Source organism: Stenotrophomonas sp. (assembly GCF_035634915.1).
In the GTDB taxonomy this organism is placed as follows: domain Bacteria; phylum Pseudomonadota; class Gammaproteobacteria; order Xanthomonadales; family Xanthomonadaceae; genus Stenotrophomonas.
In genome coordinates this window covers 175436-196418 of the sequence record NZ_DASQCB010000010.1, presented here as the reverse complement: position 1 = coordinate 196418, position 20983 = coordinate 175436, and the positions used below count along the sequence as shown (strand labels likewise).

16 protein-coding genes are annotated in these 20983 nt (G+C 67.8%); 15 read left to right on the top strand and 1 reads right to left on the bottom strand.

The window, feature by feature from the left end; translation table 11 throughout:
- Positions 1-5 precede the first annotated feature (5 nt).
- The 12 genes from hisG to VER16_RS08620 all read left to right on the top strand — a co-directional run bounded on the left by hisG (position 6) and on the right by VER16_RS08620 (position 11745).
- Positions 6-917, top strand: coding sequence for an ATP phosphoribosyltransferase (gene hisG, locus VER16_RS08675; protein ID WP_079221702.1), 912 nt, complete (start codon positions 6-8; stop codon positions 915-917).
- Positions 914-2209: a histidinol dehydrogenase gene (gene hisD / locus VER16_RS08670; RefSeq protein ID WP_324807218.1), complete on the top strand. Its 1296-nt coding sequence runs from the start codon at positions 914-916 to the stop codon at positions 2207-2209. Before hisG ends, hisD begins: the two co-directional genes overlap by 4 nt.
- On the top strand, positions 2206-3300 hold the full coding sequence (hisC, locus tag VER16_RS08665; protein WP_324807216.1) for a histidinol-phosphate transaminase: 1095 nt from the start codon (positions 2206-2208) through the stop codon (positions 3298-3300). Before hisD ends, hisC begins: the two co-directional genes overlap by 4 nt.
- Positions 3297-4370 carry a bifunctional histidinol-phosphatase/imidazoleglycerol-phosphate dehydratase HisB gene (gene hisB / locus VER16_RS08660; protein WP_324807214.1) on the top strand — a complete coding sequence of 358 codons (1074 nt, stop codon included), beginning with the start codon at positions 3297-3299 and terminating at the stop codon, positions 4368-4370. The genes hisC and hisB overlap by 4 nt, the downstream gene beginning before the upstream one ends.
- Complete coding sequence (gene hisH, locus VER16_RS08655) at positions 4367-4969, top strand: imidazole glycerol phosphate synthase subunit HisH (RefSeq protein ID WP_324807213.1); 603 nt, start codon at positions 4367-4369, stop codon at positions 4967-4969. The genes hisB and hisH overlap by 4 nt, the downstream gene beginning before the upstream one ends.
- Complete coding sequence (gene hisA, locus VER16_RS08650) at positions 4966-5700, top strand: 1-(5-phosphoribosyl)-5-[(5-phosphoribosylamino)methylideneamino]imidazole-4-carboxamide isomerase (RefSeq protein WP_324807211.1); 735 nt, start codon at positions 4966-4968, stop codon at positions 5698-5700. Before hisH ends, hisA begins: the two co-directional genes overlap by 4 nt.
- The gene (hisF, locus tag VER16_RS08645; RefSeq protein ID WP_324807208.1) at positions 5694-6470 is read left to right on the top strand and encodes an imidazole glycerol phosphate synthase subunit HisF; all 777 of its coding nucleotides are present in this window, start codon (positions 5694-5696) and stop codon (positions 6468-6470) included. Before hisA ends, hisF begins: the two co-directional genes overlap by 7 nt.
- Entirely contained in the window at positions 6460-7080 is a 621-nt protein-coding gene (gene hisIE / locus VER16_RS08640; RefSeq protein WP_324807206.1) for a bifunctional phosphoribosyl-AMP cyclohydrolase/phosphoribosyl-ATP diphosphatase HisIE, read from the top strand. The genes hisF and hisIE overlap by 11 nt, the downstream gene beginning before the upstream one ends.
- A 104-nt stretch (positions 7081-7184) precedes the next feature.
- Complete coding sequence (locus VER16_RS08635; protein ID WP_324807204.1) at positions 7185-8774, top strand: calcineurin-like phosphoesterase family protein; 1590 nt, start codon at positions 7185-7187, stop codon at positions 8772-8774.
- 138 nt (positions 8775-8912) lie between these two features.
- Positions 8913-9953 carry a glucokinase gene (locus VER16_RS08630; protein WP_414716034.1) on the top strand — a complete coding sequence of 347 codons (1041 nt, stop codon included), beginning with the start codon at positions 8913-8915 and terminating at the stop codon, positions 9951-9953.
- A 59-nt stretch (positions 9954-10012) separates the two neighbouring features.
- A complete protein-coding gene (locus VER16_RS08625) occupies positions 10013-11011 on the top strand; it encodes a N(4)-(beta-N-acetylglucosaminyl)-L-asparaginase (protein ID WP_324807202.1) in 999 nt (332 codons plus the stop codon).
- Complete coding sequence (locus VER16_RS08620) at positions 11008-11745, top strand: copper homeostasis protein CutC (protein ID WP_324807200.1); 738 nt, start codon at positions 11008-11010, stop codon at positions 11743-11745. Before VER16_RS08625 ends, VER16_RS08620 begins: the two co-directional genes overlap by 4 nt.
- Positions 11746-11940: 195 nt before the next feature.
- On the opposite strand, the gene VER16_RS08615 is transcribed toward VER16_RS08620, so the two are convergent.
- Positions 11941-15027 carry a TonB-dependent receptor gene (locus tag VER16_RS08615; protein ID WP_324807198.1) on the bottom strand — a complete coding sequence of 1029 codons (3087 nt, stop codon included), beginning with the start codon at positions 15025-15027 and terminating at the stop codon, positions 11941-11943.
- A gap of 927 nt (positions 15028-15954) precedes the next feature.
- On the opposite strand from VER16_RS08615, the gene VER16_RS08610 reads away from it, so the two are divergent.
- From VER16_RS08610 to fucP, 3 genes are all read left to right on the top strand, one after another.
- On the top strand, positions 15955-18459 hold the full coding sequence (locus tag VER16_RS08610) for a GH92 family glycosyl hydrolase (protein ID WP_414716038.1): 2505 nt from the start codon (positions 15955-15957) through the stop codon (positions 18457-18459).
- Between the two features lie 96 nt (positions 18460-18555).
- The gene (locus VER16_RS08605) at positions 18556-19605 is read left to right on the top strand and encodes a LacI family DNA-binding transcriptional regulator (RefSeq protein WP_324807196.1); all 1050 of its coding nucleotides are present in this window, start codon (positions 18556-18558) and stop codon (positions 19603-19605) included.
- A 63-nt stretch (positions 19606-19668) separates the two neighbouring features.
- Positions 19669-20982, top strand: coding sequence for an L-fucose:H+ symporter permease (gene fucP / locus VER16_RS08600; RefSeq protein WP_414716033.1), 1314 nt, complete (start codon positions 19669-19671; stop codon positions 20980-20982).
- The last annotated feature ends 1 nt before the right edge of the window (position 20983 follow it).

Here is a 20983-nt window from a genome sequence, read left to right as displayed (position 1 = left end):
CCCCCATGAGTGCAACCCAGGCAGCGCCGGCACGTGACCGGCTGCGTATCGCCATCCAGAAGAGTGGCCGTCTGGCCGAACCCGCCCGTAACCTGCTCAGCGCCTGTGGCCTGAGCTGGCGCGAGAGCCGCGACAAGCTGTTCTGCTATGGCGAATCGTTGCCGGTGGATCTGCTGCTGGTGCGCGACGACGACATCCCCGGCCTGATCGCCGATGGCGTCTGCGACCTCGGCATCGTCGGCCGCAACGAGCTGGACGAGCAGGCCGCCGCGCGCCGCCAGATCGGCCTGCCCGACGCCTACCAGGCCCTGCGCGGGCTGGGCTTCGGCCAGTGCCGGCTGATGCTGGCCGTGCCCGAGGAATGGCAGTGGGAAGGCCCGGCGCAGCTGGCCGGCACCCGCATCGCCACCAGCTACCCGGCCATCCTCAAGCAGTGGCTGGCCGAACAGGGCGTGGACGCACAGGTGGTCGAACTCTCCGGCTCGGTGGAAATCGCCCCGCGCCTGGGCACCGCCGAACTGATCTGCGACCTGGTCTCCAGCGGCGCCACCCTGCGCGCCAACCAGCTCACCCCGGTGCACAACCTGCTGGACAGCGAAGCCGTGCTGGCCGGTGCGGTGCGCGTGCCGGACGATGCCCGCGCCGGGCTGCGGAGCATGCTGCTGCGGCGCCTGGACGGCGTGGTGCAGAAGCAGGATCGCAAGCTGCTGATGTTCCGCGCCAGCGAGGACCGCGTGGATGCGCTGGCGCAGCTGCTGGCCGATGCCGAACCGCTGGTGCGTTTGCCTGCAGATGGCGGTGCACTTCGCCTGCAGACCATGTGCCCGGGTCCGCTGACCTGGCAGCGCATGGAAGAACTGGAGCGCGCCGGCGCACAGGGCCTGATGGTACTGAGCGTGGAGCGGTCGCTGGCATGAATCGTCTGATCTGGTCACAACTCGATGAAGCCGCCCGCAGCGCGGCGCTGACCCGCCCGGTGCAGACCGTGGCGCAGCAGACCCGTGATGCCGTGGCCGCGCTGATCGCGCAGGTACGCGCAGAGGGCGACGAGGCGCTGCGTGCCATCACCGCACGTTTTGATCGCGTCGAACTGACGTCGTTTGAAGTGAGCGAGGCCGAGTTCGCCGCGGCCGAAGCCGCCGTGCCGGCCGAACTGCGCCAGGCCATGGTCGACGCCGCCGCGCGCATCACGCGCTTCCATGAAGCGGGCATGGGCAAGGGCTATGCGGTGGAAACCGCGCCCGGCGTGGTCTGCGAACGCATGCTGCGGCCGATCGGTCGCGTCGGCCTGTACGTGCCGGCCGGCAGCGCACCGCTGCCGTCCACCGCGCTGATGCTGGGTGTGCCGGCGCAGCTGGCCGGTTGCCCGCAGGTGGTGCTGTGCACGCCGCCGCGCGCCGATGGCACGGCCGATCCGGCGGTGCTGGTGGCCGCGCGCCTGACCGGCGTGCAGCGCGTGTTCAAGCTGGGCGGCGCCCAGGCCATCGCCGCGATGGCCTACGGCACGGCCAGCATTCCCGCCTGCGACAAGCTGTTTGGGCCGGGCAACAGTTTCGTCACCGAAGCCAAGCAGCAGGTCGCACAGGATGGCGCCGCCGCCATCGACATGCCGGCCGGTCCTTCCGAAGTGCTGGTCATCGCCGATGCCGGCGCCAATCCGGCGTTCGTGGCAGCGGACCTGCTGTCGCAGGCCGAGCACGGCCCGGATTCGCAGGTGCTGCTGCTGACCGACGATGCGGCGATGCTGGCGGCGGTCGAGGCGGAAGTGGAGCGCCAGGTCGCGCTGCTGCCGCGCCAGGAGATCGCACGTCAGGCCCTGTCGGCCTCGCGCCTGATCCAGGTCGATACGCTGGCGGATGCCTTCGCGATCAGCAACCGCTACGCACCCGAGCACCTGATCCTCGCCCTGCGCGAACCGCGTGACTGGCTGGGCCAGGTGCAGGCCGCCGGCTCGGTGTTCCTCGGCGACTACACCCCCGAAGCACTGGGTGACTACTGCAGCGGCACCAACCACGTGCTGCCCACCGCCGGTGCCGCGCGTGCTTACAGCGGCGTCAGCGTTGCCAGCTTCCAGAACCTGATCAGCGTGCAGAGCGCCAGCGCTGCCGGCCTGGCCGCGATCGGCGGCTGCGCGCGCATCATCGCCAGCGCCGAAGGCCTGGATGCGCATGAGCGCGCGGTGGCCCTGCGCATGGAGGCCGCCGCATGAGCGCCGCCATCGATGACGTGCTGGCGCTGGTGCGCCCGGATCTGCAGGCCTTCGCCGGCTACAGCTCGGCGCGCAGCGCGACCGTGCAGGGCGAGGTGTGGTTGAACGCCAACGAATCGGCCTGGGCGAATCCGGCCGACAGTGCCGGCAGCAGCCGGCGCTACCCCGAGCCGCAGCCGCTGGCGCTGCGCGAAGGCCTGGCGGCGCTGTACGGCGTGCCGCCGCAGCAGCTGCTGGTCGGGCGGGGCAGCGACGAGGCCATCGACCTGCTGGTGCGCGCCCTGTGCGTGCCCGGCCGCGACGGTGTGCTGATGACCTCGCCGGTGTTTGGCATGTACGCGGTCTGTGCGCGCCTGCAGGGTGCGCCGTTGATCGACGTGCCGCTGGTCGATGGCGAAGACGGCCTGCGTGCCGACCTCGACGCGGTCATCGGCACGGCACAGGCGCAGGGCGCCAAGCTGGTGTTCCTGTGCGCGCCGTCCAACCCGGCCGGCAGCGATATAGGCTTGGCCGAAATCGAACGCGTGGCCACCGCGCTGCGCGGGCAGGCCCTGGTGGTGGTCGACGAGGCCTACGTCGAATACGCGCAGCGCGCGTCGGCGACCACGCTACTGGCCGCGCACGCCAACCTCGCCGTGCTGCGCACGCTGTCCAAGGCGCACGCACTGGCTGCGGCCCGCATTGGCACCCTGATTGCTGCGCCGGAACTGATTGCCGTGCTGCGTCGCTGCCAAGCGCCGTACCCGGTGCCGACACCGTGTGCCGAGCTGGCCGTGCAGGCCCTGCGGCCGGCGGCGCTGGCCCGTACCGCCGAGCGCGTGGCCACGGTCATCGCCGAACGCGACCGACTGTTCGCCGCGTTGCCGGGCCTGCCCGGCGTGCGCCGCGTGTACCGCTCGTCCGGCAACTACCTGCTGGTGCGCTTCGCCGATGCGCAGGCCGCGTTCGATACGCTGCTGGCCGCCGGCGTGGTGGTGCGTGACCAGCGCGCCGCACCGCAGCTGGGCGATGCCCTGCGCATCAGCATCGGCAGCCCCGAAGAAAACGACCGCGTGCTCGCGGCCCTGTCGGCCCGGAGGGCTGCTGCATGACCCCCATTCTGTTCATCGACCGCGACGGCACCCTCATCGAGGAGCCGGCCGACTTCCAGATCGACGCCTACGAAAAGCTGCGCTTCGTGCCGCAGGTGATCCCGGCGCTGCTGAAGCTGCGCGACGCCGGCTACCAGTTCGTCATCGTCACCAACCAGGACGGCCTGGGCAGCGAGAGCTACCCGCGCGCCAGTTTCGATGGCCCCAACGATCTGATGTTGCAGATCTTCGAAAGCCAGGGCATCCGCTTCCGTGACGTGCTGGTGGACTGCAGCTGGCCGCAGGACAACGCACCCACCCGCAAGCCGGGCATCGGCCTGATGACCGCCTACCTGCAGGACCGCAGCATCGACTGGGCGCGTTCGGGAATGGTCGGTGACCGCATCACCGACCTGCAGTTCGCCGACAACCTCAACATCCGTGGCTTCCAGCTGCGCACCGAACAGTTCGGTGGCGAGTGGGACTGGGCGGGCATCGCCCACGCCCTGGCCGATGCACCGCGCACCGCCGTGGTCCAGCGCAATACCAAGGAAACCAAGATCCGCGTCGAACTGGACCTGGATCGCGTCGGCGACGCGCACATTTCGACCGGCCTGCCGTTCTTCGACCACATGCTGGAGCAGATCGGCAAGCACGGCGGCTTCGCCCTGGACATCCGGGCCGAGGGCGACCTGCACATCGACGAGCACCACACCATCGAAGACACCGGGCTGGCCTTGGGCCAGGCGCTGCGCGAGGCGCTGGGTGACAAGCGCGGCATCGGCCGCTACGGCTTCACCCTGCCGATGGATGAGACCCTGGCCAGCGCCGCGCTGGATTTCAGCGGCCGCCCGTATTTCGTGTTCGAAGGCGAGTTCAAGCGCGAGCGCGTGGGCGACATGCCGACCGAGCTGGTGCCGCACTTCTTCCGTTCGCTGTGCGATGCCAGCGGCCTGAACCTCAACCTGCAGGTGCGCGGCGACAACGACCACCACAAGGTGGAAGCCTGCTTCAAGGCGCTGGCACGTGCACTGCGCCCGGCGCTGGCCCGACAGGGCACCGCGCTGCCGACCACCAAGGGGGCGCTGTGAGCGAGGTTGCACTGATCGATGCCGGCGGTGCCAACCTCGGGTCGGTGCGCTACGCGCTGGAGCGATTGGGTGCCAACGTGCGCCTGGTACGCGATGCCGATGGCCTGGTCGGCGCACAGCGGGTGATCCTGCCCGGCGTCGGTGCGGCCGCACCGGGTATGCAGCGCCTGCATGCGCAGGGCCTGGTTGAACCGCTGCGCCGCCTGGAGGTGCCGCTGATGGGCATCTGCCTGGGCATGCAGCTGCTGTTCGAGCGCTCCGAAGAGACCGGCGTGGATGCGCTGGGCCTGATTCCCGGCACGGTGCGCAAGCTGGTGCCGGCCTGTGGCATCCGCGTGCCGCACATGGGCTGGAACCGGCTGCTGGCGCTGCGCCCGTCGCTGCTGCTGCAGGGCGTGCCGGACCGTTCCAGCGCGTACTTCGTGCACAGCTATGCCGCGCCGCTGAACGCCCACACCGTCGCCGCCTGTGACCACGGCGGCCTGTTCACCGCCGTGATCGAACAGGGGCGCTACTTCGGCGCCCAGTTCCACCCCGAGCGTTCCGGCGATACCGGTTCGCTGATGCTGCGCAATTTCCTCGAGGGCACTGCTGCATGAGTTTCACCGTCTACCCCGCACTGGATATCCGCGAAGGCCGCGTGGTGCGCCTGCGCCAGGGCGATTACGCGCAGGAGACCTCCTACGGCGACGATCCGCTGCCGCGCGCGCAGGCGTTTGCCGCGCAGGGCGCGCAGTGGATGCACCTGGTCGACCTGGATGCGGCCCGTGCCGGTGGCTACACCCTGGCCCCGCTGTTGGCGTCAATCCGCCAGCACACGTCGCTGCAGGTGCAGACCGGTGGCGGTGTGCGCGGCCGTGATGACGTGGCACGTATCCTCGATGCCGGTGCCAACCGCGTGGTGGTCGGCTCGTTGGCCGTACGCCGCCCCGATGAAGTGCTGGGCTGGCTGGATGAGTTCGGCGCCGAACGCATCACGATTGCACTCGATGCCCGCCAGGACGCGCAGGGCCAGTGGCAGCTGCCGGTGCACGGCTGGACCGAGAATGCCGGGGTGACCCTGGACGACCTGGCCCAGCGCTACGCGCGCGCCGGCATGCGTCACCTGCTGTGCACCGACATCGCCCGCGACGGCATGCTGGCCGGCCCCAACATCAGCCTGTACACGCACCTGGCGGCCTTGCTGCCGGGCGTGGCGGTGCAGGCCTCCGGTGGCATCCGTGACGTGGCCGACGTGGCCGAAGCACGCGCGGCCGGCTGCGGCGGTGCCATCCTCGGCAAGGCGCTGCTGGAACAGCGCATGGACCTGGGCGAGGCACTGGAATGTTGAGCCGCCGCATCATTCCCTGCCTGGACGTGCGCGATGGCCGCGTGGTCAAGGGCGTGCGCTTCCGCGACCACGTCGACATGGGCGACATCGCCGAGCTGGCCCAGCGCTACCGCGACCAGGGCGCCGACGAGCTGGTGTTCTATGACATCGGCGCCAGCCCCGAGGCGCGCTCGGTGGACGTGGCCTGGATCGAGCGCATCGCACGCCTGATCGACATCCCGTTCTGCGTGGCCGGCGGCATCGACAGCGTCGAGACCGCGCGCCGGGTGCTGTTTGCCGGTGCCGACAAGGTGTCGATCAACTCACCCGCGCTGGGACGCCCGGAACTGATCACTGAACTGGCCGGGGAATTCGGCGTGCAGTGCGTGGTGGTCGGTGTCGATTCGGTGCGCGAGGCCGATGGCCAGTGGCGGGTGCGCCGCTTCACCGGTGACCCGAGCAAGACCCAGGCCGTGCCGCTGCGCACGCTGGACTGGATCGTCGAGGCGCAGCGCCGCGGTGCCGGTGAGATCGTGCTGAACTGCATGGACAGCGACGGCGTGCGCCGTGGCTACGATGTCGAGCAGCTGCGCCAGGCCCGTGCGCTGTGCAACGTGCCACTCATCGCTTCTGGCGGTGCCGGTGCGATGGAGCATTTCGCCCAGGCGTTCGACCAGGCCGACGTGGACGGCGCGCTGGCTGCCAGCGTGTTCCACAGCGGCGTTATCGCCATCGCAGATTTGAAGCGCTACCTGCGCGAACAGCAGATCGAGGTTCGAGATGTCTATTGAAGTACGCCCGTCGCCGCAGGCGCTGGAATCGCTGGACTGGGCAAAGGGCGACGGCCTGCTGCCGGCCGTGGTGCAGGATGCCGACACCCTGCAGGTGCTGATGCTGGGCTATGTCAACGCCGAGTCGCTGCACATCACCCGGGTGACCGGGCACATGACCTTCTACAGCCGCAGCAAGCAGCGCCTGTGGACCAAGGGCGAGCAGTCCGGCCACGTGCTGGCGGTGCAGTCGATCAGCGTGGACTGCGATGCCGATACCGTGCTGGTGCTGGCACGTCCGGCCGGCCCGACCTGCCACACCGGTGCTGAAAGCTGCTTCGATGGCGCGCCGAAGGACTTCCTGGGCGGCCTGGGCCAGCTGTTGGCCGTGCGCGAAGCGCAGCGTCCGCCGGGCAGCTACACCACCTCGCTGTTCGAAGGCGGCATCCGCCGCATCGCGCAGAAGGTGGGCGAGGAGGGCGTGGAAACCGCGCTGGCCGCGGTGGCGCAGGACGACGAGGCCCTGCTGGGCGAGTCGGCCGACCTGCTGTATCACCTGCTGGTGCTGCTGCGCGCGCGCGGGCTGTCGCTGCAGGACGCCCGCGATGTGCTGGAAATGCGCCATCGTTGATGGGGGCGTGCGGAACAACGGTCCGCACCTACCGGGCGACACCGCGTGCGCGATGTCATCAACGGAATCTACAATGGGCGGTCTTTCTTTCCCGGACCGCCCCCATGAAACTGCCCGCCGCCTGGCTGTGCTGCCTGTTGCTGACTTCGCCGGCCTGGGCCGCCGACACGGTGGTCAGTGGCAAGGTCTATCTCGAACGCGACGGCAGGCCTGGGCGCGGCGCGACCGATCCGGGCCTGGCCGGAGTGCAGGTCTCCAACGGCGAAACCATCGTCAAGACCGCTGCCGATGGCAGCTACAGCCTGCCGGTGCGCGACGGGCAGACCGTGTTCGTCATCAAGCCCGATGCCTACAGCTTCCCGAAGGCGGCCGACGGCCTGCCGACCTTCTGGCGCCACTACCGCCCGAATGGTTCGCCGGCGCTGAAGTACGGCGGCATCGCCTCCACCGGCGCGGCCGACCGTGGCTGGGATTTCGCCCTGCAGTCCGACCGCCATGACAGCCGCCGCGGCTTCCAGATGCTGGTCTTCACCGATTCGCAGACGGCCAGCCTGAAGGACATCGGCTACTACCAGCAGTCCATCGTGGCGCCGCTGGTGGGCCAGACCAAGGCGCGCCTGGGCACCACCCTGGGCGACATCGTCAACGACGACCTGAGCCTGTACCCGGCCATCAACAAGGTAACCACCGCACTGGGCGTGCCGTGGTTCCATGTGCCGGGCAACCACGACCTGGATTTCGATGCCGCCAACGACGACCACTCGCTGGACAGCTGGCGCAACATCTACGGCCCGGACACCTACGCGGTGGAAGAGGGCGGTGCCAGCTTCGTGTTCCTCGATGACGTGGTCTATGACCCCAACGCCAAGCCGAAGTACGTCGGTGGCGTGCGCGAGGACCAGTTCGCCTTCCTGGCCGGCTACCTGAAGGGCCTGCGCAAGGACCGCCTGCTGGTGCTGGGCATGCACATCCCGCTGTTCGACGCCGCGCCGGGTCGCGAGACCTTCCGCCACGCCGACCGCCAGCGCCTGTTCGACCTGCTCAAGGACTTCCGCAACGTGCTGGTGCTGAGCGGCCACAGCCACACCCAGCAGCACGTCTACCACGGCAAGGCCGAGGGCTGGCAGGGTGAGAAGCCGCTGCACGAATACAACGTCGGTGCCAACTGCGGCGCGTTCTGGTCGGGCGTGAAGAATGCTGCGGGCGTGCCGGACAGCACCATGAGCGATGGCACGCCGAAGGGCTACGCGCTGCTGGACGTGGCCGGTAACGGCAGCTACCGCCTGCAGTACCGCGTGGCCGGTGCCCCGGCCAGCGAGCAGATCGGCCTGCATGCGCCCAAGGTGCTGCGCCAGGGCGCCTACCCGGCATGGGGCGTGTACGCCAACGTGTACATGGGCGAAGACACCAGCGTGGTCGAGTTCCGTGTCGACGGCGGCGCCTGGCAGCCGATGAAGCAGGTCAGCCAGCCTGATCCGCGCCTGCTGGTGGAGAACGTGGCCGACGATACCGCCGACGCGCTGCGTGGCTACGACCGCTCGCCAGAAGCCACCGCATCGCCGCACCTGTGGCGTGGCGCGCTGCCGACCAACCTCGAGGTGGGCAGCCACAAGGTGGAGGTGCGCTCGACCCAGCCTGATGGCGCGGTGTTCACCGCCACCACCCGTTACAGCCTGCAGACGGCGCAGCCCTGAGCCTGCCGGGTGGCCAGGCAGCAGCGCCACATCGGGTGCGCGCTGCTGCACTGCTGCGCTGCGCCACCCCCCAGTGATGGCAAACAGCACTGCAATGCCTGAGAATCGGTACGATTGAACCGCTTCAAGCAGGCCAGAGTGAACGTTGCAGCCGCGTCCCCGGTACGTCCCTGTTCTGTCGGCACTTCCGCCGGCAGCTCCGCCATCCACGGCGCGCCCGATCATCTGGTGGTGGCCGACGTCGGCGGCACCTTTGCCCGCCTGGCCCTGGCTGAGACGATGCCGGGCCAGACCCCGCGCCTGGGCAGCTATCGCACCTACGCCTGCGCCGACCACTCAAGCCTGGCCGCGATCCTGGCCGATTTCACCGCCAGCCTCGGCCAGCCGGTGCGCTCGGCGGTGGTGGCGATTGCCGGCGTGCTCGATGGCGATGTTCTGATCAACGCCAACCTGTCCTGGAAAGTGTCACTGTCGGCAACCCGTGCCGAGTCCGGGCTGCAGGCGCTGCAGCTGATCAACGATTTCGAAGCGTTGGCGCTGGCCATTCCCTATCTGCAGGCGGACACCCTGGTGCCGCTGAACGGCGATGCCGATCCGGCGCAGGCGTTCCCGGCGCTGGTACTGGGCGCAGGTACCGGCCTGGGCGCTGCGCTGCGCTTTGCCGATGGCGAGCGGCCGGTGCTGGCCAGCGAACTGGGCCACGCGGCACTGGGTGCCGGCAACGCGCTGGAACTGCAGGTGCTGGGCATGCTGCTGCAGCGCTGGCCGCACGTGGACAACGAGCGCGTGCTGTCCGGCAGCGGTTTGATGAATCTCTATCCCTGCCTGTGCGAACTGCGTGGCGTTACCCCGCAGTGGAGCAGCACCGAGGCACTGATCGGCGCGGCGCGCAGCGGTGAGGATGCGTTGGCGGTGGAGACCCTGCAGGTGTTCTGCGCGTGGCTGGGCAGCCTGGCCGGTGACGCGGCGATTGCCGTGGGCGCGCGCTCGGTCTATCTGGCCGGTGGCATCTCCGCGCACGTGCAGGATTTCCTCGCCGATGGCCGCTTCCGCGAGCGCTTCCTCAACAAGGGCGTGCTGACCGGCGTGCTGCGCCAGGTGCCGGTGTGGCGCGTCGAGCACGGCCAGCTGGGCGTACTCGGCGCGGCGGTCTGGCACGCGGCACGCACGCCGGCATAAGAACAACAGCAAGGGCTGCCGGCAGCCTGCCGACGGCCGAACGGACGACGGAGGCGGACATGTTGGATCGCAGGCAGTTCCTTCAGGCCGGAGCACTTGCCGCAGGCATGGCGGCATTGCCGGGCGTGCAGGCGCGCGCGCAGGGCGGGGCGAAGGTCGTTTCAACCTGGGATTTCGGCGTGCCGGCCAACCAGGCGGCGTGGACGGTGCTGGCCAGCGGTGGCAGCGCCCTGGACGCAGTCGAAGCAGGTGCGCGCTGGGCCGAGAGCGAGCTGTGCAATCCCACCGTCGGCCATTGCGGCAACCCGGATCGCGACGGCGTGCTGAGCCTGGACGCCAGCATCATGGATGGCGATGGCCGCTGTGGTGCGGTTGCCGCGCTGGTCGACATCCTGCACCCGGTATCGGTGGCCCGCAAAGTGATGGAAAACAGCCCGCACGTGCTGCTGGTGGGCGAGGGCGCGCAGCAGTTCGCGGTGCAGCAGGGCTTCGAGCGCCAGCACCTGCTGACGCCGCAGGCCGAAGCCGCCTGGCGCGAGTGGCTCAAAACCGAGAAGTACCAGCCGCAGATCAACGCCGAGCGCCGCGGCATCCCCGGCAACAGCGACAACCACGACACCATCGGCATGCTGGCGCTGGATGCGAAGGGCAACCTCGCAGGCGCCTGCACCACCAGTGGCATGGCCTGGAAGCTGCACGGCCGGGTGGGCGACAGCCCGATCATCGGCGCGGGCCTGTATGTGGACAACGAGGTGGGCGCAGCCACGGCCTCGGGCGTTGGCGAGGAAATGATCCGCAATGCGGCCTCGTTCCTGGTGGTCGAGCTGATGCGCCAGGGCCGTACGCCGGCCCAGGCCTGCCGCGAGGCCATCGACCGGGTGGTGCGCAAGCGGCCGGAAGCCAGCAGGACACTGCAGGTCTGCTTCCTGGCGATGAACAAGCGGGGCGAGGTGGGTGCGTACGCGCTGCATCGCGGCTTCGTTTATGCGGTATGCGATGCGCAGCGCCAGGATGACCTGCGCGATTCGCCGTCGATCTACACGAGCACCCAGGCGTGAGCGCGCGGCTGGGATTGGAGATCGCCAGCAATTCGGTGGCCTCGGCGCTTGCCGCACAGGCGGGCGGTGCCGACCGGATCGAACTGTTCGACAACCTGGCCGAGGGCGGAACCACGCCGTCGTTTGCCAGCATCGCCATGGCCCGCGAGCGGCTGACCATTCCGCTGTTCGTGCTGGTACGCCCGCGCGCCGGTGATTTCCACTATGACGCTCTTGAAACCGAACTGATGCTGCGTGACATCGCACAGTGCCGCGCATTGGGCTGCGATGGCGTGGTGATCGGCGCACTGGACGCGAAGGGGGACATCGATCTGCCGCTGTGCCGCGAACTGGTGCAGGCCGCCGGTCCGCTGCAGGTGACCTTCCATCGTGCCTTCGATGCCACCCGTGATCTTTCCGCGGCGCTGGAGCAGGTGATCGGGTTGGGCTGCCAGCGTGTGCTGACATCGGGTGGGGAGGTCAGCGCGGAGGCGGGCAGCAAGGTGCTCGCCGCGCTCGTCATCCAGTCGGCGGGGCGTATCGGCGTGATGGCTGGTGCCGGTCTGGGCCCGGCCAACATCGCCGGCGTCGCCCGGCAGACCGGCTGCAGCGAACTGCACGCCTCGGCCAAGGCCCTGCGGCGCTCGGCCATGCAGTTCCAGAACCCGGTGCTGCGCGGGCTCGACCCGGACTGGAGCCAGACCAGCACCGCCACGGTGGCGGCATTGCGCAAGGCATTGGACGCCGCGCTGTAACCCGCTTTTTTTGTAGAGTCGAGCCATGCTCGACTGCTGTTCGACGATCGGTCGCGCATGGCTCGACTCTACAAAAAGCGAAGCGCAGCCGAGCATGGGCTCGGCTCTACAACGGCGTATTTCCGCGGTCGCGCACAACAAAACGGCAGCCACCTGTGAAAGCGTGGCTGCCGTGGAGGACCGTTGCGCTGGGGCTTAGAACTTGTAGGTCGCGCCGAAGTAGATCTGCCGGCCCGAATACAGGTTGGAGATCAGGCGGGACTGCGTGTCGTTGCCCAGGTAGATGCGCTGTTCGGACTTGGTGGCATTGAGCACCGAGGCGGTGAAGGTCAGCGCTTCGGTGAAGTTGTAGGCCACGTTCAGATCCAGCTGATCGTACGGTTCGGTGTACTGGGTCATGCCATTGACCAGGCCACCAACCACTTCACCGCGACGGTTGTACGAGGCGCGGGCCAGGAACCGGTCGGTTTCGTAGAACACCGTCAGGTTGGCCTGGTTCTTGGCGCTGCCCACCAGCGGCGATGCGCCCAGGTTCTCACCATTGAGTTCGATCGACGCCAGGTTGGTGTCGTTGTAGGTGTAGTTGGCCTGCACGCCCAGGCCGAAATCGAAGGTGTACTGGCCGTACAGTTCCACACCCTGCGATACCGCATCACGGCCGTTGGCCTGGGTGCTGTAGTCCTGCACCGTTACCATCTCGCCGCCGACTTCCATCTGCACGTCACGCACGATCGGCACGGTGAAGTTGCTGATGTCCTTGCGGAACAGGCCGACGCCGGCGACCGCGCCCGGCATGAAGTACCACTCCAGGCCGAGATCGTACTGGGTGGCCTTGAAGGCTTCGAGGTTCTTGTTGCTGCCGCTGCCGGCCCAGCCTTCGGTCGGTGCGCCACCGGCGACGCGGCGGTCGTTGACGTACTCGGCGCTGTAATAGCTCAGGCTGCCCGGCGAGGCGATGCTGGTGTAGCTTGGGCGTGCCACGACCTTCGACGCTGCGCCGCGCAGGACCAGCGTATCGGTGATGTCCCAGGCGATGTTGAAGCTGGGCAGCACGTCGGTGTAGGTGCGGTCCGAGCCGATCAGCTCGTAGGTCTTTTCGCGGGCCAGATTGTCGGGCAGGCGCACGAAGCCGCTCTCGCAGCCGTAGGTGGGGTAGGCGGCCGCTGCCGGATCATCACAGGACATCGGTGCGCCGGAGGCATTGTCCAGGAAGTAATCGTTGAAGCGTTCGATGGAGTCGCTGGACTGGGCGAACTGCTCGGTACGCACCACGCGCACACCGACGTTGCCGCGCAGGCGTTCGGTACGGAAGTTCGCCTGGAGGTAGCCGGAATAGATCTTTTCGTTGACGTTGTAGACGAAATCGTCCTCAACGCGGTTGTGCGACTGGCCGTAGGTGCTGTTCAGGTAATCGATGTAGGCCGGGTAGTTGATGCCCGGGAACACGTTGGCATTGAAGCCGTGGCCGAGGCCGCTGATCGGGTTGGACAGGAAGAAGCCGGGCTGGGCGATGCCGGCGGTATTGTCACAGCCGGCCTGGTAGCGGCTGTCGTAGTCGCTCGGATCAGCACCCTGGCAGACCCAGTAGGTGTTGCCGGTGTTGCGATGGACCTTGCCATCACGGTACTTGGCGCCGAACTGGATCGAATCCAGCCAGCCGCTTTCGAACATCTTGGTGACGTCGGCCTGGAAGTGGCTCTGCTTGACCTCGGTCTGCATCCACGACGAATCGGTCGATCCGGTGTCCACCTCGGCGATGCCATTCATCAGCACCTCCTGCAGGTTCGGCGAGACAGTCAGCGTCGGCGTGCCGGTCAAGTCCCACGCGGTGTACTGGTTGCCCGATTCCCACACGCCATTGACGCGGCGACGCGGCTTGGCCGACATGCGGAAGTTCATCGACGGGCCGCCTTCGGACCAGGTACGGCCACCACTGAAGGAGGCCTTCCACAGCGGGCTGATGTCCCAGTCGATGGTCAGGTCGGCAGTCTGCGACAGGGCCTTCTCACGGCTGTAGCCACCCGTCAGCTGCGGGGTCGGGATGGTGCAGTCGTCCGGACCCCAGCCACCCGGGGCCAGGCCCGCGGCTGCAGCTTCGTCTTCACTGCAGTAGTAGGTTTTGCCCGGCAGCTTCTCGAACTGTGCGCCGGTGACCACGGTGCCGCTGGGGTCGAAGGTCAGGCCATTGAGCAGGCGGCCGCCGGCCCAGTTGCCGTCCCCGTTGTAGCGGGCCATGTTCCATTCCGGCACCTTGAGCATGTTCTGCGTATAGTCGCCGTCCAGCTGGAAGCGGAAATAGTTGGCCGTCAGGGTCAGGTTGTCGACCGGCTTGAACTGGAACGTCAGCTGGCCGCCCTTGCGCTCGCGCTTCTCTTCCTTCACGGCGAAGTTCACCGAAGTGGGCATGAAGAAGTCGCTGTAGTTGTTGCCGTACTGGTCGTTGAAGCCGGAATTGCCCCACCAGTAGTTGATACCGCCCTGGGTGAGGGCGTTGCCGTTGACATCACGGGCGTCGACGTCGGTGCCATACCACTGGTAGTTCTCGGTGGTCACTTCCATGGTGCGGCTGGTGCGCTTCTGCTGCGTCACGCCGACCAGCACGCCGAAGCGTTCGTCCTTGCTGTGCCACGAGTACAGCGCCGACGCCTGCGGATCGACATCCTGGTGGGTATCGGAGGAGACGCCTTCCAGGGTCACATAGCCGGAGTTGGATTCCATCTCCAGCGGACGGCGGGTGTGCAGGATGACCGTGCCGCCGATGCCGCCTTCATCGATGCGTGCTTCCGGCGATTTGAACAGCTCGGCGCTGGAGAGCATGTTCGACGGCAGCAGGGTGTAGTTGAACGAACGGCTGGCCTCGTCATTGGTTTCGGAGGTGGCGATGTAGTTGCCGTTCAACTGGGTCAGGGTCAGATCCGGGTCAAGACCGCGCACGCTGACGCTCTTGCCTTCGCCACCGTCGCGGGTGATGACCACGCCGGGCACGCGCTGCAGCGAATCGGCGACGTTCTTGTCGGGGAACTTGCCTACGTCCTCGGCGGTGATGACTTCGACCACGGCGTTGGCGTCGCGCTTCTGCTGCAGGCTCTTTTCGATCGCGTAGCGGTAGCCGGTGACCTGGACGCTGTCCAGGGTGGTGGCATCGCTGCCGCCGGTGGTCGGCTGTGCGGGGGCCTGCTGGGCAGCGGCGCCGGTCGGCGCGACGGCTGCGGCCAGGGCCAGCGCGACGGCGAGCGACAAGGTGTCGCGACCGTGCTTGCGAGTTGAATGCTTCATTGCCATCTCTCCCTCTCTCCTGGATTGATCCGGTGACTGACGCGGAACTTGAATCGATCTAATCTGTGGTGCCGATTTCTGCTTAAGCCGCGCGGCTGCCTGGGGCGGCGCGCTGGTGCTCGGGTACGTGCTGTTCCGGTCCCCAACTCCGGGCCATCCCTGAATTCGCTTGGATCGATCTAAGCGATGGCGGGGCGATTTTTAGCATGGCTGGCGGGGTTGCGCATGCTGCTGCGCAATATTGCAGTGACGTGTCTGCCGAATGATGATTCGCTGAAATGCGCTGGAATCGTTTACATGCGCAAAGGGGAGGGTGGTTCGGCAGGGCTTGCAGCCCTGCACCTGCTTCAAGCCACGGCAACGTCAACTTCAAGTTCAAAGGCAGCTCTGGCTTGCTGCTGGATGGGCGGGGCGGTGTGGGCCGGCAGGACACGCCGTAAACCCTTCCATGGGGGCTCGTAGGCGCCATCCATGGCGCCTGCGGTCCTGCCAGCCCACACCGCCCCACCCCCGACAGTTTCCTGGTGACGGTTGGAACATCGCTCCATTCGTCGGTGAAATCTGTCAGACGTCGAAATTGAAGGTTTGAAGTCCGACAGATCGCAGAAAACTGTCGAAGGCGGGGTGGGTCCGGATGAGGGGGTGTGAGCCGCATGGATGCGGCGACCAAGCCCCCATGGATGGGTTTACGGCGTCCCCCTCAACCGGACCCACCCCGCCAACCCACGGAAAGCCAGCTTCTGCTTTTGCTTCGGCTCCGGCTTGAAGCAGGTGCAGGGCTGCAAGCCCTTCAGAGAGAAAACCCCCTCTTTTGCTGCGGCGCAGAATGCATGGATGGGCGCTCCCTGCTTTACTTCAATCGATCTAAATCCGCCGGGGTGCGGATTTGTACCGATGGAAACGAGGCGTTCGGCCACCGCGGCCGGCGCTTCGATGCCGCCCTGCCGCCAAGGAGTCCTGTCCGTGACCAGGTTGTCCCGCCGTCTGTCTGCCCGCCGCTCGCCGGCACTGTCCCATCGCCCGCTGGCGCGCATCGCCTGCCTGCTGGCACTGGCCGTCACGCCCTGGCTGCAGGCCGCACCGGCCGCGCTGGAGCGCGAGGTCAACACCTTCATCGGCGGCAAGGATGACGGCAACACCTTCCCCGGCGCCTCGGCACCGTTCGGCCTCATCCAGGTCAGCCCGATCGGCAGCCACTACTCGGGCTGGCGCTACGACGACGAGAAGATCCGCGGCTTCGGCCATTCCTTCCTGTCCGGCGCCGGTTGCTGGGAGCAGGGCGGCCAGGTCTCGATCCTGCCGGTCACCGGCAGCATCGGCCCGGGCGGCGATTTCGATACCGCCAACGCCAAGCAGTTCGATCACAAGGCCTACGCCTCCAGCTACACCCACGACGGTGAGGTCGGCCAGGCCGGCTATTACAAGGTGCGCCTGACCAGTTACGGCGGCATCGACGCTGAGGCCACCGCGCGTACCCGCGCAGCGGCCGAGCGCTACACCTTCAGCCAGCGCAGCGGCGACGGCCATCTGATGATCAACGTCGGCCAGGCCAATGAGCGCCATTCGGTCATCGGCAGCGTGGTCGACGTAGTCGGCGACCGCGTGGTCGAAGGCAAGCTGGTCACCAAGAGCTTCTGCGGCGGCCACCAGTACACCACCTGGTTCCGCGTCGAGTTTGATCGCCCGTTCAAGGCGCACGGCACCTGGGGCGAGACCGGTGGCCTGCCCAACGCGCGGCACAGCATGGAAGGCGAGCAGAAGCCGAACGGTGCCTGGCTGACCTTCGACCTGGCCAAGGGCCAGTCGGTCACCGCCGTGAGCGCGATCTCGCACGTGGATGCCGAAGGGGCGCGCACCAACCTGCGCGCCGAGGGCATGCAGGGTGGGGCGCTGATCGGCTTCGAGAAGATGCGCTCGCTGTCCCAGCAGGCTTGGCGCCAGGAGCTGGCGCGGGTGCGCGTGCAGGGTGGCAGCGGCGATGACCGCACCGTGTTCTACAGCGCGCTGTACCACGCGCTGCTGCAGCCGCTCACCGGCAGCGATGCCGACGGCCGCTACCGCGGCTACGACGATGGCATCCACCGCGCCGATGGCTGGACCTACTACGAGTACTTCTCGCTGTGGGACACCTACCGCGCGCAGAACCAGTGGCTGGCGCTGACCCGCCCGGACGTGGCACGCGACATCGGCCGCACCCTGCTGGCCATCGACGAGCAGGGCGGCTGGCTGCCGCGCTGGGGCTATGCCAACTTCGAAACCAACATCATGACCGGCGACCCGGTCACGCCCTTCATGGTCGACCTGTGGCGCTTCGGCGCGCTCAAGGGCCGTGAATCGCAGGCCTGGGATGCGCTGCGCCGCAATGCCTTCGGTACGCCGCCGCTGAACTCGCGCATGGCCGGCCGTTCGGGCAACCCCACCTACCTGGACAAGGGCTACGTGGCCTACGACCGCGCCTTCCCCTCCAAGGGCATGGATGTCGATCCGCATCACGGTGGTTCGGCCACGCTGGAGTATGCGGTGGCCGACTGCGCGCTCTCGCAGATGGCCGATGGCCTCGGCCACGCCCAGGATGCGGCGACGCTGCGCGAACGCGGCCGCAACTGGCACAAGGTGTGGGACCCACAGGTGCGTGACGCCGAGACCGGCTTCACCGGCTTCCCGCGCCCGCGTACCGAGGACGGCCAGTGGTACACCCCGGCCGACGGCCATTACAGCCCGCGTTCGCAGCATGGTTTCCATGAGGGCACCGCGTGGCAGTACCAGTGGCTGGCGCAGCAGGATGTGCCGGGCCTGGTCGAAGCGATGGACGGCCGCGAACAGGCCGGCCGCCGCCTCGATGCCTTCTTCGCGATGGATGCGCTGGAAGCCGATCCGCTCAATGCCGCCCGCAAGGAGTGGGTGGTGGGGCCGTACAGCTACTACAACCAGTTCCGCTACAACCCCAACAACGAGCCGGACCTGCACTCGCCCTGGCTGTACACCCTGATCGGCCAGCCGTGGAAGACCGCCAACGTGCTGCGTGCCGCGCAGCAGCTGTTCACCAACGCGCCCAATGGTGTGACCGGCAATGACGATCTGGGCACGATGTCGGCCTGGTACCTGTTCAGCGCCATCGGCATGTACCCGGCGGTGCCGGGTAGCGGCGAGTTCCTGCTGCACACGCCGCGCTTTGCCAAGGTGGAAGTGGACATGGGCAACGGCCGCACCCTGCGCATCGACGCGCCGGGCGCCGATGGCCGCCGGCTGCAGTATGTGCAGGGCGTGCAGGTGGATGGCCAGGCCCATGCACCGGTGTGGCTGGACTGGAACCGCCTGCAGCAGGGTCCGCGCCTGCGTTTCGCCTTGGATGGCAAGGCACCGACCCAGGGCTGGGGCACGGCCGTGGCCGACCTGCCGGTCTCCTGGTGCGCTGCACCAGGCAGCCAGCTGCGATGATCGGGGCGGTGCCGTTGCAGGCAACCCAGCGAACGGCACGCCATGAGGCGGCCCCGATCCATTACGCTTGAGCTTCCAGCGGAGTCCGGGAAGACGATGAACGACACCAGCGACAGTTCCAGCAAGCGTTCCGGCAAGGCGGTGACGGTGACCGACATCGCCCGTGCCATCGGCGTTTCGCGCGCGACCGTGTCCCTGGTGCTGCGCGGCAGCCCGCTGGTCAACGTCGATACCCGGGCCAAGGTCGAGGCCGAGCTGCGCCGCCAGCGCTATGTCTACAACCGTGCGGCGGCCAACCTGCGCCGTCGTACCTCGTCGAGCATCGCGCTGGTCATCAACGATCTGTCCAACCCGTTCTTCGCCGAATTCGCCTCTGGCGTGGACGAGGCACTGGGTGGGCGCGGCTATGTGACCCTGCTCGGCAGTACCGGCGAATCGCCCGAGCGCCAGCAGGCGGTGCTGTCCACGTTGATGGAACACACCCCGGCCGGCCTGATCCTGTCGCCGGCCGAGGGCAGCGATGCCGCCCTGGTGCGCCAGGCGCTGGGTGCCAATGCCAACGTGCTGCTGTTCAACCGTGAGCTGGGCGGCGCCGACTGGGACTTCCTGACCCTGGACAACCAGCACGGTGCCTACCTCGCCACCCGCCACCTGATCGAACGCGGCCATCGCCAGATCGCCTTCTTCGGCGGCCATGCCGATTCCAGCTCGTGCCACCAGCGCCGCGCTGGTTTCCAGCAGGCGCTGGCCGAGGCCGGGCTGACGCTGCCGCCGGGTTGGATGATCGAATCTGCACCGAACCGCCTGGAAGCCGCAGCGCGTACCGATGAGCTGTTCGTCGATGGCCACCGGCCGAGCGCGGCGGTCTGCTACAACGACACCGTCGCGCTGGGCCTGATGCTGGGCCTGAACTCGCGCGGCATCCGTCCCGGTGGCGATTTCGCGGTCACCGGCTTCGATGATATTTCCGAGGCATCGGTGGCGGTGCCGCCGCTGACCACCCTGACCGCCGACCCGCGCGAGCGTGGCCGGCAGGCGGCCGCGTTGCTGCTGCAGCGGCTGGACGACCCGGATGCGCCGCCGCGGCGCACGGTCGCCCCGGTGCAGCTGCGCATCCGCGAAAGCAGCGCGGCCCGACCCACCTGATCCTGTTCAACGCACACTCCTTCCACGCAACAACGACCTTCCGCGCATCGAGGCGCGAACCGCATGCCGATCTCCGCAACGCCCCGCCCATCGGGCTCCTCCAGCAGCCAGGTTCCGGTCATGAACGCCCGTTCTGCGCTGGCGGTCGCCACCACCATCTTCTTCATGTGGGGTTTCCTGACCAGCCTCAACGATGTGCTGATTCCGCACCTGAAGGCGGTGTTCGAGCTGAACTACACCCGCGCGATGCTGGTGCAGTTCACCTTCTTCGGCGCGTACTTCCTGATGTCGGTGCCGGCCGGTCGGCTGGTGGCGCGCCTGGGCTACAAGAATGGCATCATCGCCGGCCTGCTGATTGCCGGTGTAGGCGCGCTGGGCTTCTGGCCGTCGGCGGCGCTGCGCACCTATGAAGCGTTCCTTGCGTCGCTGTTCGTGCTGGCCAGCGGCATCACCGTGCTGCAGGTCGCTGCCAATCCCTACGTCGCGCTGCTCGGCCCGGAACAGACCGCCTCCAGCCGTCTGACCCTGGCGCAGGCGCTGAACTCGCTGGGAACCACACTGGCGCCGCTGTTCGGTGGCTTCCTGATCCTCAGCACCGCGGTGAAGAGCGGCGATGAGATCGGCGCAATGCCGGTGGCCGAGCAGATTGCCTACCGTGCCGCCGAGGCGCAGTCGGTGCAGGGCCCGTATGTGGGCCTGGCGATCGCGCTGGCGCTGCTGGCCGTGTTCGTCTACCTGTTCCGCCTGCCCAGCCTGACTGAATCGACCGAGCAGGCCGATACCAGCCACCACACGCTGCTCGATGCCCTGAAGCACCCGCACGTGCTGTTCGGCGTCCTCGCCATCTTCTTCTACGTCGGCGCCGAAGTGTCCATCGGCAGCCTGATGGTGAACTACCTGGCGCTGCCGGAGATTGGCGGCATGACCGAACAGCAGGCCACGCAGTACGTGTCGGCCTATTGGGGCTGCGCGATGGTCGGCCGTTTCGCTGGCGCATGGCTGCTGGCCAAGTTCTCGCCGCGCCGCCTGCTGGCCGGTTTCGCGGTGGCCAATGTGGTGCTGCTGGCGGTCACCCTGGCGTCGGGCGGCAAGGTCGCGCTGTACGGCATCGTGGCGACGGGTCTGTTCAATTCCATCATGTTCCCGACCATCTTCTCGCTGGCCATCGAACGCCTGGGGCCGCTGACCAACAAGGCGTCCAGCCTGCTCATCATGGCCATCGTCGGCGGCGCGGTGATCCCGCTGCTGCAGGGCATGCTGGCTGATCGCATCGGTCTGCACCTGAGCTTCGTGCTGCCGGTGGTCTGCTACGTCTACATCATCTTCTACGGTCTGGTGGGCTCGCGCCCGCCGGCCTCCGCAGCGCAGGGAGGCTGAG

Bases quoted from the DNA above. Each gene is read 5' to 3' on its own strand.
- hisG (WP_079221702.1), top strand. From the start codon at position 6: ATGAGTGCAACCCAGGCAGCGCCGGCACGTGACCGGCTGCGTATCGCC.
- hisD (WP_324807218.1), top strand. From the start codon at position 914: ATGAATCGTCTGATCTGGTCACAACTCGATGAAGCCGCCCGCAGCGCG.
- hisC (WP_324807216.1), top strand. From the start codon at position 2,206: ATGAGCGCCGCCATCGATGACGTGCTGGCGCTGGTGCGCCCGGATCTG.
- hisB (WP_324807214.1), top strand. From the start codon at position 3,297: ATGACCCCCATTCTGTTCATCGACCGCGACGGCACCCTCATCGAGGAG.
- hisA (WP_324807211.1), top strand. From the start codon at position 4,966: ATGAGTTTCACCGTCTACCCCGCACTGGATATCCGCGAAGGCCGCGTG.
- hisF (WP_324807208.1), top strand. From the start codon at position 5,694: ATGTTGAGCCGCCGCATCATTCCCTGCCTGGACGTGCGCGATGGCCGC.
- hisIE (WP_324807206.1), top strand. From the start codon at position 6,460: ATGTCTATTGAAGTACGCCCGTCGCCGCAGGCGCTGGAATCGCTGGAC.
- VER16_RS08635 (WP_324807204.1), top strand. From the start codon at position 7,185: ATGAAACTGCCCGCCGCCTGGCTGTGCTGCCTGTTGCTGACTTCGCCG.
- VER16_RS08625 (WP_324807202.1), top strand. From the start codon at position 10,013: ATGTTGGATCGCAGGCAGTTCCTTCAGGCCGGAGCACTTGCCGCAGGC.
- VER16_RS08615 (WP_324807198.1), bottom strand. From the start codon at position 15,027: ATGGCAATGAAGCATTCAACTCGCAAGCACGGTCGCGACACCTTGTCG.
- VER16_RS08610 (WP_414716038.1), top strand. From the start codon at position 15,955: ATGCCGCCCTGCCGCCAAGGAGTCCTGTCCGTGACCAGGTTGTCCCGC.
- VER16_RS08605 (WP_324807196.1), top strand. From the start codon at position 18,556: ATGAACGACACCAGCGACAGTTCCAGCAAGCGTTCCGGCAAGGCGGTG.
- fucP (WP_414716033.1), top strand. From the start codon at position 19,669: ATGCCGATCTCCGCAACGCCCCGCCCATCGGGCTCCTCCAGCAGCCAG.